We start from the raw sequence: 14,425 nt of genomic DNA on the forward strand, positions 1-14,425 counted from the left end.
GGGATGGCCGCCCGCAAATGAAGCTTGGGCAGGCAGCCTGACTAGAGGGTTCGGGTGGGAGGCCACGTTCGCGCTTTGCCACTCAGTGACACATATCCACCCGCCCCTTTGGAAACAGCCGACCTGGCAGTGGCACCCGAACCCTTTTTAAAATAGGAGGATCTTATGTCTGCTGCTGCTTGTGAAACCTGCGGGAATGTCTATGACAAGGCCTTCGAAGTCGTCATCGCTGGTGAGAGCCACACCTTTGACAGCTTCGAATGCGCGATCCATGCGCTAGCGCCCCAGTGCGGCCATTGTGGCTGCCGGATCGTGGGGCATGGGCTTGAGTCGGAGGAAGGCATCTACTGCTGCGCCCACTGTGCGAAGCACGCGGGTGAGCAGGGACTCAAGGACCGGGTGTGACATTCGTTGCACTCTTCGCTCCTGCCGGGATCAGGTGCCTGACCGTGCCAATGCGGGATCTGCCGACGAGACCATGGCCGCAGGGAGCGGGAAACTCACGGTGGCGCGGGCTCCTCCTTGGGTGGAATTGCCGATGGCGAAAGTGGCGCCAATGCGGTCAGCGGTGCGCTTGGCGGCGGCGAGCCCCAGGCCGAGTGCCGGTGAGTGGGACAGGGCGCGACCGCGCAAGTAGGGGCGGAAGGGTTCGTTTAAATAATCATCCGGGAAGCCTGAGCCGTTGTCCTCCACTTGAAAGAGGACCTGGCAGCTGTTGTGGCTGATGGTTACCAGAATCATGCCGTCCCTCGGTGTGTGATGGATCGCGTTGGAAAGGAGCGCATCCACAATCTGCCTCACAGCAAAGGGGGAAGCTGCCACGAGAGGTTGCTGCGAAGGGCTGGTAATGCGCATGTCCACACACTTCCGCTTGGCCGTGAGGTACCAGCGTCCGGCCAGCGTTTCGAGGTTCGAGGTGATTTGTTCCGTGATGGGAGGGGAGTCGTGCATGCCCGCCTGCTCCTGCGATTGTTTGTGCAGAAAGCGCTCCACGGAGGTGAGCATGGACTCCACCTGGGCATTGGCCTCCATCGCCAGGGACGTCTCACCTGGCCGGTGCAGCTCGGCGATCTTTTTTGTCAGGAGGGCGATGTGCTGAAGGGGCTGATGCCATTCCTCAGCAATCATCCCCAGGGTGCGGTTGTGCTCCAGCAGGTGAGCCTCATGACGGCGCCGGGTTTGCACGAGCTGTACGTGGGTGAGCACCCGGGCGAGCAGTTCGGCTTTGTTGAACGGCTTGGCAATGTAGTCCACGCCTCCCGTTTCAAACCCGCGCACAATGGAGGACTGGTCAGCGCTGCCGGAAAGGAACACCACCGGGACATGGCTCGTGGCCCGGTTGCTCTTGATCTGGCGGCAGACTTCGAACCCATCCATCTCAGGCATGATCACATCCAGGAGGATGAGGTCAGGGATCTTGGTCGCCAGGCAGTTCAGGGCCTCCCGACCTCCATTGGCGGTAATGACCTCAAATCCACGATGCGTGAGCAGATTGGTCACCATCTGAAGGTTGCGGACCTGATCATCCACCACCAGTACCAAACCGCTAATCGCCACGCCTGAAGACAAAACCTGCATGATCGTTTATCGCAAAGTGCCCGGTGGGTGATCGTAGGCAAATGAGAGTGCTATTCAGAAACTCCTGAGCCGTTCCTGAGGGCTACCGGCTGAGGAGTGACAGATTGGACAACAAAGGATGATTCACCCCATGCGACCGGGTTAGTGCCGCGAGCCGATGCCTGAGGGAAGCCCTCACCCCATGAATACGAAACCTCCTGTGACCCAAGAAGATCCGCCCCAGCCGGCCAGCGCGGACAAGCTGGAACTGCGCGCCGTGGAAATCGCCAAACGCGACGGTCGCGAATCCGTGACAAGTCAAGACCGGCAAGAGGCCTACGAAGAAATGAAGGAGACCAGCCAGCCCAATCCTACGGACCAAGACGAAGCGTCCCATTGAGCATGGCTTCTACTCGAGCACATCCACGAGCTGCCGGATCGGCACCCCAGTGCTGTAGAACCAGATGATGCCGCGTGAGGCGTGGGGAACGATCTCAACATCCACCTGATCCTGAGCCCATTGGGCACGATGGGCTGGACTGTCCACCCACTCCCGGGCATTCAGCCACTGGTGATAGGAGTGGGATTTGAAGAAGATGTACGTGGACGTGACGCCATGCTCCACCGCGTAGTTCTGACAATCGGTCAGCGTGTCGATGTGATCCTGCAAGGCGACAATCGGGGTGAAACCTTCATCCTGGATGGTGTGGAGATGGCTCGCAGCTTCCAGGTCCTCGTATCGCAGGAACAGGATGCCTTCTACAGGCTCTTCACAGATGTCGAGGTAGGAATCAAAGGCCGCTTTGAACTCGTCAAAATCAGTTTTCATGGCTGTGAGGATGAGAATGAGAATACCCCCACTGAATCGGGCGGTGCTCCACCCATGGATGGAGAGAACTCACCGCCCGATGAGATGGCAGGGTATCAGGCCGTCAGGAAAGGGGCGAAGTCAGGCAGGTCCTGAGTGCCCGCCGGCGTCAGATCCTCCGCCTTTGCCGTCAGCTTGAGCGAGGGGAAGAGCCAGCGGGGAGCGGTGCCCTTCGGGAAGATGGCGGAGCCAGATTCCAGGTTGTGAAACGGGCAGCGCTTGAGGGGAATCTCCTCGATCTGTGCCAGGATCTCCGCCTTCTCACGCTCGCTCCAGTTTTTTTGAAGGCAGCCAATGTAGCGCAGTCCCTTGCGCTCCCACACTCCTACGAGCAGGGCCTTGAAAGTTTTTCCCGAGGGAATGTAGCCGCCGATCCAGACCGGGAGCTGACCTCCTGTGAAGAGGATGGGGAGAGGGGAGCGTTTCGAAGATGAGGGCGGCGGCGCGGCAGGGGCGAGGGGGGTGCACAGGGTCATGAATGGGGGTGGGGTTTTCCGAGCTACGGAGGTGCCTCTTCTATTGCGGGTATCAACTTGTGCTTGGTAACGGAAAAGCCACGTGACAGGCGGTCTGATGCGATACGCAGATGAGACATCACATGAATATTTGCATGATGACCAACACCTACCTGCCCCATGTGGGTGGGGTGGCCCGCTCGGTGAGCACCTTTGCGGAGGAATACAGGAAACAGCGTCACAAGGTGCTGGTGGTGGCACCTACATTTGAGGGGCGGCCTCCACCGAAGCGGCTGGAGGCGTATGTGGAGCGCGTGGCGGCGATCCAGAACTTCAACGGCAGCGATTTTTCCGTCTGTCTGCCCATGGCGGGAGCTCTGAATGAGCGTTTGGACACCTTTCAGGCGGACGTCATACATGCCCATCACCCCTTCTTGCTGGGAGCCACGGCTCTGCGGGTGGGGGCCAGCAAGAACGTGCCTGTGGTCTTCACCCACCATACGCGGTACGAGGATTACACTCACTACGTCCCATTTGACTCACCGGCCCTCCGCGAAGTGGCGATCAATCTGTCCACCCACTTTGCCAACTTGTGCGACGGCGTGATTGCTCCGAGCGAGAGCATTGCCGCAATGATCAAAGAACGCGGGGTGGAGTCGCCGATCAAGGTGGTTCCCACCGGCATTGACATCAAGGCCTTCTCCTCCGGGGACGGTCGCGGGGTGAGGAAAAAACTCAAGATCCCCGACGATGCCTTTGTGGTAGGTCACCTGGGCCGTCTCGCAGCAGAAAAGAATCTCAAGTATCTCGCCGACGCGGTGGGGTTGTTTCTTAAGAACACCCCCGGAGCGCGATTCCTCGTGGTAGGCAGTGGCCCGGCGGAGGAAACGGTGCTGGAGTCACTCACCCGGCAGGGTGTAGCGGATCGTCTCCACCTGGCGGGCAAGTTGACGGGACCCCGTCTGACGGCCGCCTATCATGCCATGGACGTGTTTGCCTTTGCCTCCATGAGCGAGACCCAGGGTCTGGTGCTGGCAGAGGCCATGGCCGCAGGACTGCCGGTGGTGGCGCTGGATGCGCCGGGCGCCAGGGAGGTCTTGAAAGACGGGGTGAATGGCATTCAGCTCCCTCCGGATGCGAATGCACAGAGCTTTGCCACCGCGATTGCGCGCCTGCACGACGACTCCGGCATGCGAGACTCCTGTACCAAGGCTGCGCGGCAGACTGCCAGTGCCTTTTCAAAAGAGCGTTGTGCAGAAATGGCGCTGGATTTCTATGCGGAGATCCGACACGGGACGCTGCGTCAACGCCAGGAGATCGAGCAAAGTCCCTGGGGCACCATGGTGGAGCGGCTCGGCGTGGAGTGGCGTCTTATCACCGAACGTGCGGATGCCGTGGTCAGCGCGCTGATGGTATAAGGAAATGGCGCGTGGAGTTTGAAGAAAAACACTTTTCAAGATGTTTGACCGCATAGAATCCTTCTTTCACCGGCTTCGTCGCCGCGTGAGCCGTAGTGAGTGGGCCATCCGCCATCTGGGGCTTAAGGCCTCTGAGGATACGGGGGAAGAGCCCGGGCTCCTGCTGATCCAGATCGACGGGCTGGCCCGCCATCAGTTGGAGGCTGCGATGAAAAAGGGGCGTATGCCCTTCCTGAAAAAGCTGGTGGATCGCAGCGAATATCATCTTACCACCTTCTACTCGGGCCTGCCCAGCACCACTCCGGCGGTGCAGGCTGAATTGTACTACGGTGTCCACGCCGGTGTCCCAGCCTTCAGCTTTCGGGACCGGTCCACCGGTGAGACCGGGATGATGTTTTACTCGGAGTGGGCCAAGAAGTTCGAGGCAGAGTTTCAGTCGCGTGCTGAGGGCCTGCTCAAAGGCGGCAGTTCGTGGTCTAACATTTACTCCGGCGGGGCCGATCTGGAGGAGAGCCACTTTTGCGCGGCAAGCAATGGGCTGGGGGACATGTGGCGGTCGGGAAAGTTCCGCAACATGCTCTTGTTCGCCGTGCTGAACATCCCCGCGGTGTTGCGCATCCTTGGGCTGTTGCTGCTGGAGCTGGTGATTGCCGTGCCCCTGGCCCTCATTGGAGTCATCAAAGGGCAGGGCTGGGGGCGGGAGATGTCGATGGTGCTTTCGCGTACCTTTATTGGCATCGGATTGCGCGAGGTGGTGACCATCGGAGGGAAGGTGGATGTGACACGCGGTCTTCCCATAGTGCACCTGAACTTCCTGGGCTATGACGAACTCGCCCATCGCCGCGGCCCGGGTTCGCAATTTGCGCACTGGTCGCTGAAGGGCATCGACCGCGCCATCAAGAACCTCTATCGCGCCGCGCATCGTTCCCGCCGGCGGGATTATCAGGTGTGGATTTTTTCAGATCACGGTCAGGAGAGATCGCGGTCTTTTGCCACGGAAATCAAAGGCGGCATTGAGGCCGTGATCGCAGACTGCCTGGGGGTGGATCCTCCGACGGCACGCAAGAGTGACGCCGCAGTGACCTCCAATCCCTCCTGCAACACCCAGGCGCAAAAGCGGCGTTCCCACCCGGATGCTTCTGTGTCTGAAGGGGAGATGAGGCGGGGCTTCACCGTCGCCGCCGTGGGGCCGGTGGGGCATGTCTATTTCAACCGGCCCGTGGAGGACGGGGAGCTCCTCCGTCTGGCCAGACAGCTGGTTCAGGAAAAACAGGTGCCGGGAGTTTTGATGAAACAAAAGGATGGCCGCATCACTTGGTATCATGCGGGCGGGAAAACTTCAGTCCCAGAGGGGGCGGCCGATTTGTTCGCCCGGCACCCGGAAGGCATGCGCCAGGTGCTGGCTGAGGATCTGGTCACCTTCTGCAACAATCCCAATGCCGGCGACCTCGTGTTGTTGGGGTGGGGGCCACAGAACAGGAACTGGACCTTTGCGGAGGAGCGCGGGTCCCACGCCGGGGCTGGGCCGGAGGAGACGCAGGGCTTCCTGCTGGTGCCCCCTGCCACCCGCGGCCTGGTGGGAGGCGGAGGTTTTGTCCGCCCTGACCGACTCCGCGCGGCCGCCCTGCATCATCTGGGACGTGATAGTGACCTCGAACCCCATGCGGATGCCGGGGATGGGCCTGTGCTGCGGGTGATGAGCTACAATGCCCACAGTTGCATCGGCATGGATGGGCGCGTCTCGCCGCGACGCATCGCCCGGGTGATCAACCATTACTCACCGGATCTCGTGGCAGTGCAGGAACTGGAGCACGGGCGATCCCGCTCTCGTGGAGAGGACCAGGCCACGAGGGTGGCAGAGCTGACGGGGTACGAGGTGGTGTTCTGTCCTACGGTCACCCGCGCCGCGGAGCGTTATGGCCATGCCTTGCTGAGTCGTCGTCCAGTGGAGGTGGTGAAGACCGGGCAGCTCCCTGCCGATCCGGGAAACTGGTGGCCGGAGCCGCGGTCCGCCATCTGGGTGCGGACGAAGCTGGAGGGGCAGGTCGTCAATATGGTGGCCACGCACCTTGGGCTCAGTAGCAGGGAGCGTGTGGCCCAGATGCTGGCCCTGCTGGGGCCGGACTGGCTCGGTCCCGTCGTGGACAAGGAGCCAGTCGTGCTTTGTGGTGACTTCAACTTCGGGGTGGGGAGCCCTGGCTATAAACTGGCCATCACCACCCTGCGGGATGTGCAGCGGATCACGAAGGGGTGGCGTCCGGTGAACACCTTCAGCTCTCTGCAGCCGTTCATCCGGCTGGACCATGTCTTCGTTTCCTCGCACTTCGATGTGGAAAAGCTGCGCGTGCCTCGCACCCAGGTCACGCGGGTGGCTTCGGATCATCTTCCGCTGGTGGCCGACCTGCGGCTATCTTCTTCCGCAGCCGCTGAAACGACCACGCCGAAAGCACCATGATGATGACGCCATAGAGCAGAAACAGGCTGACGGTCAGCGGACTCAGGCGGTCGCTGAATTCGCCGAACGCGATGCCGACAATGCTGCGGGCGACATTGATGGGCAGGCTCCATGCGAGATACACATTCAGCGGCACCCCCACCAGAGGCAGCACATAAATCTGTGCCGAATACGGGGCTCCCGGCAGCAACATGGTGAAGATGGTCAGGGGCTGGTGCGCCGCGTCCGGCAGACGTCGGCGCAGGGCGTTCAACCGGCGGGCGAAGAAGTTCGGCGCCAGGCCAACGATGCGATGCGCAGCGAGCAACTGTAGCAGGATGGAAATCGCCACTAGAGCAAATCCCCACCCCAGTCCGAAGCGCACACCCGCCACGGCGTGAAGCACACTCACGGGAAATCCCAGCAGAGGCAGCACGGTCATAAGGATGAACACCACCGGCCCATTGATGTGGGCGGCGCGGTCATGGAGTGCCGCGACATCGATCTGGCGGTATATCCAGGAGAGCAGCAGCAGGGCCGCGACCAGAATAGCCGCCAGCCGCCACTGTTGAGGCGTGACTTTGATGCGGCGGCATTTCTCCCACCAAGTGGGAGCTTGCTGGCGGAGGATGATACCCGGCCCCTGGTGATCCTCGGGGGTGGGACTGGAGGCTGGGGGCGGCATGATGGCTGGCAAAGGTTGCACCCTTCAATCATCCATCGCGTGGCTTGATGGGGACGGTTGCTGCGGACTTGCCCAGTCCGAAAATCATGAGACAACCACCCCACAGGCATGTCTCGAATCAGAGGCATGACAACTCTACAAATGAAAGGCACTTGGAACGAGGTCAAAGGCAAGCTGAAACAGAAATATGGTCAGCTGACCGATGATGACCTCCAGTTTGAAGAGGGCAAAGAAGACGAACTTCTGGGCCGGCTTCAAAAACGACTTGGCAGAAGCAAGGAAGATGTCCGCAAGTTCATTGCGGACCTTTGATTTTGGTTTTGCCAGGCGTAAACTATTTGTCCTGCCCGTGACGTTTGTTGCGGGCAGGTTTTTTTAACCCCGTTTCATTCTGTTCCTGAGGTTCGGTTCCTCAGACGTTTTTGCCACCTCGCCGGATCTTGAGAACAATGAAATACGGAGTAGACGACGATACTCCCCTCGCTCGCTTCGTAAAAGAGCTCGAACGGAAATCGTCTTATCAAACCTCGACGAAATTGATCAACGGCAACAGGAAAGATTTCGGGGTGCCTTTGAATCATGTCCGTACATGCCTCGATACAACGGAGGAACTCTTCTCCCAATCCGGGTTCCCGGCTCTCGTACCACTCAAATGCAGTGGAGACGTCGATAGCAGCTTCTGGGGTGTACCTTAAAGCCTTAGTCATTCGCAGTCCGAGCGATCTGCTTCACTTGTTCCCAAGAGAGCGAAGACGCTGGATTCTGCGTCAGCGCATCTTTGCGTCTCCGCAGTTCGTCCATCTTCCAGCTTGAAAGATCTGGCACCGCAGCACCTGATTCCTCGTTGGCAATGCTATCCCACAGATCTTCAACCAACTGGAGGCGCTCAGCCCGGCCAAGCTTGAAGAGGGGGGCAAATTCAGCCTTCATTGGGTGACGATTAGCCTAAAAAGAAGCTTTGATCAAGTAAATGCGGGGTGCCCCGTCAATCCAGCGTCATCTTGTACCGCTTGAGCGCCAGGGAGGAGGCGACCAGGACAAAGGCGAGGATGGGCCAGACGTGGGGCAAAACTTCATACATCGTGTTGTCCTTGAGCAGGATGCCGCGGACGATGCGGAGAAAGTGAGTGAGCGGGAAGACGCTGCCGACGTACTGTGCCCACTCCGGCATGCCGCGGAAGGGGAACATGAATCCTGAGAGAAGAATGTTCGGGAGGAAAAAGAACATGGTCATCTGCATGGCCTGCAACTGACTTTTCGCCAGGGTGGAAAACGTGAACCCTACGGCCAGGCAGGCGACGATGAAGAGACCTGCCGCACCTGCCAGCAGGGCGAGCGATCCCAGCATGGGTACCTGAAAAAGCACCTTGGCGGCCACCAGAATGACGCCCACCTGCACGTAGCCAATGACCACATAGGGGATGATCTTTCCCACCATGACCTCGAGCGGGCGGGCGGGAGTGGCCAGCAGATTTTCCATGGTGCCCTTTTCCCGCTCGCGGGTGACGGAGAGCGCGGTCATCATGATCATGGTCATGGTGAGGATCACGCCCATGAGGCCGGGTACGATGTTATAACTCGTCAGCCCCTCGGGATTGTAGCGCCGCTGCACGCGCACCTCAAAGGGGTCTTCACTGGTCTTCAGCGAGGCCAGAGGTCCGCTCAACTCCCGGTTGATGGACTGGCGGCCCAGGGTGCTGATCACGCTAAGGGCATTCCCGGTCGCCGAAGGGTCAGTGGCGTCCGCAGCGAGCAGGACGTTTGGTCGCTCTCCGCGTTGCAAGCTGCGATCGAAGCCTGAGGGGATCACCAGGAGAAATTGCACCTCCCCGAGGGCCAGCAGGCGGTCGCCCTCGTCCTCGCTGGCGGGCTTGTGGGTCACTTCAAAGTACGCGGAGTTCTCCAGCGCACTCACCATGCTTCGCGCAAATGGACCGGGATCCGCACAGACCACCGCCGTGGGCAACTGTTTGGGATCGGAGTTGATCGCGTAGCCAAAGAGCAACAGCTGCAAGAGCGGCACGCCGATCATCATCGCAAACGTGAGTCGATCCCGGCGCACCTGGATGAACTCCTTGATGAGGACGGCCCGGACTCGTGCGAGGGAGAAGCGGTGGCTCATGGGGGGGAGGAGTTATGGGTTAGGAGTTGGAAGGCGGAGTGGAGTCTGAAGTGGGGATGGTGCATGTGGCATCTAACATCTAACTCATAACTTTTAACCTCTAACCCCTAGCCAAAATTATCGACACTCTTGTCCATCAGACTAATGAACACGTCTTCCAGGCCCGGCTTGATGCGATGCAGCGTCAGGTCAGAACGCTGGCGGAAGGGGGCCAGTGCCTTCTCCAGGGCATCGTGGTTGCGCCCGCTCACGTGAAGGGTCAGGCCAAAAGGAACCACCATTTCCACCTCGGACAGCTGCCTGAGTTCACGGGAGAGCTCGGGAAGGTCTGAGCCGGACACTTCCCAGATGTCCAGTCCGGAGCGGTCCACGACCTCTCCGGCGGTGCCTTCCACCACCTTCCTGCCGTAGGCCATGTACACCAGTTCATGGCACTGCTCGGCCTCGTCCATGTAGTGGGTGCTGACTAGCACCGTCATGCCTTCTGAGGCGAGCTGGTGAATGTTCTCCCAGAAATCTCGACGGGCCTTGGGGTCCACGCCAGCGGTGGGCTCGTCCAGCAGCAGCAGCTTGGGTTCGTGGAGCAAACAGGCGGCGAGCGCCAGGCGCTGCTTCCAGCCTCCGGAGAGGGAACCGGCGAGTTGCTGTCTGCGGGTGGCCAGGCCAAGACGTTCAAGGGTCTTTGCCACCACCTCTTTTCTTCGCGGCACGGCATAGATGCGGGCTATGAAGTCGAGGTTTTCTGAAATGCTCAGATCCTCGTAGAGACTGAACTTCTGGGTCATGTAGCCGACGTGCTTTTTAATCTCGGCAGTCTGGGTGCGAATGTCGAAGTCCAGGCAGGTTCCTTCTCCCGCATCCGGGGTCAGCAGCCCGCACAGCATGCGGATGGTCGTCGTCTTGCCACTTCCGTTGGGTCCCAGGAAGCCGTGAATGCGGCCGCCTTCCACCCGGATGGAAAAGTCATCCACCACCTTGCGGCCGTCGAAGGCCTTGGTGAGGTGTCGGACGTCGATGACAGCACTCATGGTCGCGATCCTTGGGGTTGTTTCCTAATGGAGGTGCACTTCCACCGGCTGACCGGGGTGCAGTTTAGGGGCATCCGCAGCCTGTGGGCGGGCCTCACACAGAAAGACAAGCTTCTCCCTCGTCTCCCGGCTGTAGATAACAGGGGGCGTGTACTCTGCCTGGCTGGAGATGAAGCTGACCGTCGCCTGCACGGGGGCGGCTCCGTCCATGTGGATCGCGACGCTGGCCCCCTTGGACAGGCGGGCCAGCTGAGCCTCCGGCACATAGAAGCGGATTTTCACGTTCGCCGGTGGCAGCAGGGTTACCACAGGTGTGCCTGCGGGGATCCATTCCCCGGCTTCATAGAGGGTGTCTTCCACCCGGGCGGCGGCTGGCGCAGTCTGCGTCTTTTCCTTTAACCTCCACTCCGCCCCGGCGAGCTGATCACGAGCCGCCTTCACTTCGGACTGCGCGGCTTCGATGGCGTCGGGCCGACCACCAAGTTTGGCCACCACAATCTGTGCGGAGAGCTCAGCCACCCTGGCCCGGTCCCGGTGCTCATTGGAGCGGGCCTGATCCAGGTCTGCGGCCGCCAGCGCTTTGGACCGTACCAGCGGCTCCACGCGTTTCAACTCGGCCGAAGAAAGGTCCAGCGCAGCCTGCGCCTGCCGGAGGCTTGCATCCTTTGCCGCAAGTTCCTCGGTGCGATCACCCTTCAGCAGGTCGGCCAGCCGGGCCTCCGCGGTGGCCACTCTTGCAGCCGCCTCGTTGCGCGCGGCCAGTTCGTCATCCGTGTTCAGGGAGAACAGCGGCGCTCCGGCAGTGATTTCATCGCCCCGCATGACATCGCGTTTCACCAGGCGGCCCGCCACCGGGGCCGCCACCCGGACGTAGTCGGCCTCCACATAGCCGTTGAGCAGATTGGGATCGCTCTTGGTGCATGCAGGGAGGGCCAGCAAAGTGGCCAGGAGCATGGGAAGCCGAGTTTTCATGTGGGTTTCTGGTTGGTGATGGCAGCTGGAGGCAGGGCCGATTGCAGCCCTGCTAGCGCCATGTCGATGCGTTGGGAAATGGCCTCATCACTGAAGACAGCGTTCTCCAGCCCCTCGAGAAGCGGTGCAGGTACGAGGTCAAACTTGGACATCACCGTGCCCACCACGAAGGGCATGGTGATGCTGCCAGCGATGAAGCCAATCAGCTGGGGCACAGCAATCGCCGGAAGCTGCCCCGCAGCCTGCGCAGCCATCATACGGGGCACCATGGTACCGATGATGCGGGGCTGGTTCTTGACGAAACCGTTGACCACCACCTGTTCGCCCGCCATCGCATCAGCCGCGAGCCGCATGAGGAGCTCGCGATGGTCTCGGGCCCAGCGGCCGAGGGCATTGAGTGCCGTTCGCAGGTTCTCCAAAGGGGAGGCGTCGGGCTGGGAGGTGTGCTCCAGCCTCGCCAGGATCTCATCGTAGGTGCGGCTGATGAGCGTCTCCAGAAACGCCTCCTTGTTCCCAAAATGGTAGTGGAACATCCCCAGGTTGACCCCGGCGTGGCTGGCCACCTGGCGGAGGCTGAGTTTGTGGCAGCCCGTCGTGGGGAGCAGTTCCCGAGCAGCGGCCAGGAGCTTCTCATCGACGTGGGAGGAAGGGCGGGGCATGGGGGAATTATACAAGTGTATAATTATACGCGCGACTAAAAAAATGAGTTTTTTTGCTGACGGCTGTTTAGGGGTCTGTTTTTTGAACAAGAGGACCCTGAAGTGGCACCCACTCCTTTATGCGACTGCTTCCACTAGGCTGCGCATGTCTTCTGGCCATGAACGCAGGTTGTGATCCGGTGCTGCCCACCGCCAGTCAGGCGGCGGACGGGGAAGGGGGCTTTGCGGTGGAGAGGCGACGCATGGTGGAGGCCCAACTCCAGGCCCCGGACCGAGGCATCCGGCATGAAGGGGTGTTGAAGGCCATGCTAGAGGTGCCCCGGCATGAGTTCGTGCCTGCCAAGTTCAGATCTGACGCCTACGATGACCGTCCCCTGCCCATTGGCCATGACCAGACGATCTCGCAGCCTTTTATCGTGGCCTTCATGACGGAGGCGCTGGATCCCAAGCCCACCCATCGCGTGCTGGAGATCGGTACCGGTTCCGGCTATCAGGCCGCGGTCCTGGCCCGGCTGGTCAAAGAGGTGTTCACGATCGAAATTGTGGAGCCGCTGGGTCGCCGGGCGGAAGCTGATCTGAAGCGTCTAGGGTATAACAATGTGCAGGTGCGCGTCGGCGACGGCTACGCCGGGTGGCCGGAGCATGCCCCTTTTGACACCATCATCGTCACCTGCGCGCCGGATCACGTGCCCCAGCCGCTCACCGACCAGCTCAAGGAAGGTGGTCGCCTCATCATCCCCGTGGGAGGGCAAGGCGCCCAGTCCCTGGTGCTGATTCGCAAGAAAGACGGCAAGCTGAAGCGGGAGCAAGTGATGGACGTGCGGTTCGTGCCTATGACGGGGAAGGCGGAGGAGTAGTGACCTCCCGCCTCTACTAGGCCTGCGCCCGCAAGACCCGCAGCATGTTTTGCCCTAGAACTGCTCGGATGTCGTCATCCTTGTGGCCCCGCATGACCAGCCCCAGGGTGAAGAGGGGCCAGTTGGTCCAGGCCAGGCTCTGCTCCGCCTCCAGGGTGGTTTGAAAGTCATCCTTGGGCCAGAGGTGCTCCCAGGAGGGGCCGGGGGTGCTGAGTGGGGAGCTGCCGTCCGCGCGACGTTTCACTTTGAGACGCTCCGCTTTGTCAAAACGTGAGAGGTACCCCACATCTGTTCCAATGGCCACATGGGTGGGGCCAAACTTTTTCAGCAGATGGTCGAGGTGATCCATCATTGCCACGATGTCCCCTTTGCCGCCCAGAAAGCGTGAGATGCAGCAGATGCCCACGAGCCCGTCCGTGTCGCAGATGGCCTGGATGACTTCATCCGGCTTGCCGCGGAAGTGTTTGTAAAGGCTGGCGCACGAGGTGTGACTGGCCACCATCGGCTTGGTGGAGGCTTTGGCTGCCTCCAGACTGGTTCTCCACCCGGAGTGGGCCACATCCACAATGACGCCAGCTCGGTTGAGTTCCGCCACCGCCTGATGTCCGAAGTCGCTGAGGCCGCCATTGTCGGGCTCGCCCGCGCCATCGCCCAACGGATTGCGGCGGTTGTAGGTGACGTGCATCATGCGCACCCCGAGTTGCTGGAAGATGCGCACAAGGCGGAGTTCATCACGGGTGCTCTCCCATGCACCCCGCAGAGGCACGCCGTTGGTGGTGAACAGGAGGCAGATTCCGCCAGCCTTTCGAGTGTTCTCCACGTCCTCTGCAGTCACCGCCTTAGTCACCTCCGGCTTCATGAGGTCCGTCTTCTGGGTGAACCGGGCCAGCCGCTTGATCAAGCGAAGGGGATCGTTGCCCTCCTCACCTGCATTCTGAAAGATGCAGGTCACCCCTGCCGCTCGGAAGGCCTCCATGAACTCCTTTCTTTCAGCAGGATCGGTGGCGCTCCGCGTCATGGACATCTCCTCACGCAGGTCCACCAGTTCTGCTGGGCTTGCCCCGGCCTCCACAGCGGCTTGAAATTTCTCCCCATCGATGGCGGCGCGTGGGGCAAATGCGTAGCTGTCCAGCACCAGCGATTGGTGATGGAGTTCCCATGCGCGGTCCATTTGAGCCTGCGTCGGCTTGAGCAGATTCAGGGCAGTTTCCCGGGCGCGATCAATCACGTCGTTCCCGGTTCGCCAGATACCTCCGGCTTCCTGAGCCCGGACATGAATGTTGAACAACGGGGCAGCAACAAGGGCCGAGGCGGTGTGAACGGTGCGACGAAGCAACTGACGGCGGGAGAGTGACATGGGAGCAGAGGCG

General features: G+C 60.7%; 17 protein-coding genes. 6 read left to right on the forward strand and 11 right to left on the reverse strand.

Going from position 1 to position 14,425, the window contains the following annotated elements; genetic code table 11:
- Nucleotides 1–165 precede the first annotated feature (165 nt).
- A complete protein-coding gene (locus BV034_RS07665; protein ID WP_050025724.1) occupies nucleotides 166–405 on the forward strand; it encodes a hypothetical protein in 240 nt (79 codons plus the stop codon).
- Nucleotides 406–435: 30 nt separating this feature from the next.
- On the opposite strand, the gene BV034_RS07670 is transcribed toward BV034_RS07665, so the two are convergent.
- The gene (locus BV034_RS07670) at nucleotides 436–1,578 is read right to left on the reverse strand and encodes a response regulator (protein ID WP_050025725.1); all 1,143 of its coding nucleotides are present in this window, start codon (nucleotides 1,576–1,578) and stop codon (nucleotides 436–438) included.
- Nucleotides 1,579–1,759: 181 nt separating this feature from the next.
- On the opposite strand from BV034_RS07670, the gene BV034_RS07675 reads away from it, so the two are divergent.
- The gene (locus BV034_RS07675) at nucleotides 1,760–1,957 is read left to right on the forward strand and encodes a hypothetical protein (protein ID WP_265592752.1); all 198 of its coding nucleotides are present in this window, start codon (nucleotides 1,760–1,762) and stop codon (nucleotides 1,955–1,957) included.
- Between the two features lie 9 nt (nucleotides 1,958–1,966).
- Here BV034_RS07675 and BV034_RS07680 read toward each other — a convergent pair whose 3' ends face one another.
- Nucleotides 1,967–2,386: a hypothetical protein gene (locus BV034_RS07680; RefSeq protein WP_050025728.1), complete on the reverse strand. Its 420-nt coding sequence runs from the start codon at nucleotides 2,384–2,386 to the stop codon at nucleotides 1,967–1,969.
- Between the two features lie 95 nt (nucleotides 2,387–2,481).
- Complete coding sequence (locus BV034_RS07685) at nucleotides 2,482–2,901, reverse strand: hypothetical protein (protein WP_050025730.1); 420 nt, start codon at nucleotides 2,899–2,901, stop codon at nucleotides 2,482–2,484.
- 122 nt (nucleotides 2,902–3,023) lie between these two features.
- Between BV034_RS07685 and BV034_RS07690 the strand changes: the two genes are divergently transcribed.
- Nucleotides 3,024–4,298 (forward strand): glycosyltransferase, encoded by a 1,275-nt coding sequence (locus BV034_RS07690; protein WP_050025732.1) that lies wholly within the window; start codon nucleotides 3,024–3,026, stop codon nucleotides 4,296–4,298.
- Nucleotides 4,299–4,338: 40 nt separating this feature from the next.
- Nucleotides 4,339–6,753, forward strand: a complete 2,415-nt coding sequence (locus BV034_RS07695; RefSeq protein WP_050025734.1) for an endonuclease/exonuclease/phosphatase family protein — start codon at nucleotides 4,339–4,341, stop codon at nucleotides 6,751–6,753.
- On the opposite strand, the gene BV034_RS34570 is transcribed toward BV034_RS07695, so the two are convergent.
- The gene (locus tag BV034_RS34570; protein ID WP_265592753.1) at nucleotides 6,659–7,417 is read right to left on the reverse strand and encodes a hypothetical protein; all 759 of its coding nucleotides are present in this window, start codon (nucleotides 7,415–7,417) and stop codon (nucleotides 6,659–6,661) included. The genes BV034_RS07695 and BV034_RS34570 overlap by 95 nt on opposite strands.
- A gap of 126 nt (nucleotides 7,418–7,543) precedes the next feature.
- On the opposite strand from BV034_RS34570, the gene BV034_RS07705 reads away from it, so the two are divergent.
- On the forward strand, nucleotides 7,544–7,729 hold the full coding sequence (locus BV034_RS07705) for a CsbD family protein (protein WP_050025737.1): 186 nt from the start codon (nucleotides 7,544–7,546) through the stop codon (nucleotides 7,727–7,729).
- A 74-nt stretch (nucleotides 7,730–7,803) separates the two neighbouring features.
- Here BV034_RS07705 and BV034_RS36800 read toward each other — a convergent pair whose 3' ends face one another.
- The 6 genes from BV034_RS36800 to BV034_RS07730 form a co-directional block, all read right to left on the reverse strand.
- The gene (locus BV034_RS36800) at nucleotides 7,804–8,124 is read right to left on the reverse strand and encodes a type II toxin-antitoxin system RelE/ParE family toxin (protein WP_081887652.1); all 321 of its coding nucleotides are present in this window, start codon (nucleotides 8,122–8,124) and stop codon (nucleotides 7,804–7,806) included.
- Nucleotides 8,117–8,347 (reverse strand): addiction module protein, encoded by a 231-nt coding sequence (locus BV034_RS07710; protein WP_050025739.1) that lies wholly within the window; start codon nucleotides 8,345–8,347, stop codon nucleotides 8,117–8,119. Before BV034_RS07710 ends, BV034_RS36800 begins: the two co-directional genes overlap by 8 nt.
- A gap of 55 nt (nucleotides 8,348–8,402) precedes the next feature.
- Entirely contained in the window at nucleotides 8,403–9,539 is a 1,137-nt protein-coding gene (locus tag BV034_RS07715; RefSeq protein ID WP_050025742.1) for an ABC transporter permease, read from the reverse strand.
- Nucleotides 9,540–9,646: 107 nt separating this feature from the next.
- Nucleotides 9,647–10,567, reverse strand: coding sequence for an ABC transporter ATP-binding protein (locus tag BV034_RS07720; protein WP_050025744.1), 921 nt, complete (start codon nucleotides 10,565–10,567; stop codon nucleotides 9,647–9,649).
- A gap of 24 nt (nucleotides 10,568–10,591) precedes the next feature.
- Nucleotides 10,592–11,539 (reverse strand): HlyD family efflux transporter periplasmic adaptor subunit, encoded by a 948-nt coding sequence (locus tag BV034_RS07725; RefSeq protein WP_050025746.1) that lies wholly within the window; start codon nucleotides 11,537–11,539, stop codon nucleotides 10,592–10,594.
- A complete protein-coding gene (locus BV034_RS07730) occupies nucleotides 11,536–12,198 on the reverse strand; it encodes a TetR/AcrR family transcriptional regulator (protein ID WP_050025748.1) in 663 nt (220 codons plus the stop codon). Before BV034_RS07730 ends, BV034_RS07725 begins: the two co-directional genes overlap by 4 nt.
- Before the next feature lie 158 nt (nucleotides 12,199–12,356).
- On the opposite strand from BV034_RS07730, the gene BV034_RS07735 reads away from it, so the two are divergent.
- Nucleotides 12,357–13,055 carry a protein-L-isoaspartate(D-aspartate) O-methyltransferase gene (locus BV034_RS07735; RefSeq protein WP_063768708.1) on the forward strand — a complete coding sequence of 233 codons (699 nt, stop codon included), beginning with the start codon at nucleotides 12,357–12,359 and terminating at the stop codon, nucleotides 13,053–13,055.
- A gap of 16 nt (nucleotides 13,056–13,071) precedes the next feature.
- On the opposite strand, the gene BV034_RS07740 is transcribed toward BV034_RS07735, so the two are convergent.
- Complete coding sequence (locus BV034_RS07740; protein WP_050025752.1) at nucleotides 13,072–14,412, reverse strand: membrane dipeptidase; 1,341 nt, start codon at nucleotides 14,410–14,412, stop codon at nucleotides 13,072–13,074.
- Nucleotides 14,413–14,425: the final 13 nt, after the last annotated feature.

The sequence above is a fragment of the Verrucomicrobium sp. BvORR034 genome (assembly GCF_000739635.1).
Lineage (GTDB): Bacteria > Verrucomicrobiota > Verrucomicrobiia > Verrucomicrobiales > Verrucomicrobiaceae > Verrucomicrobium.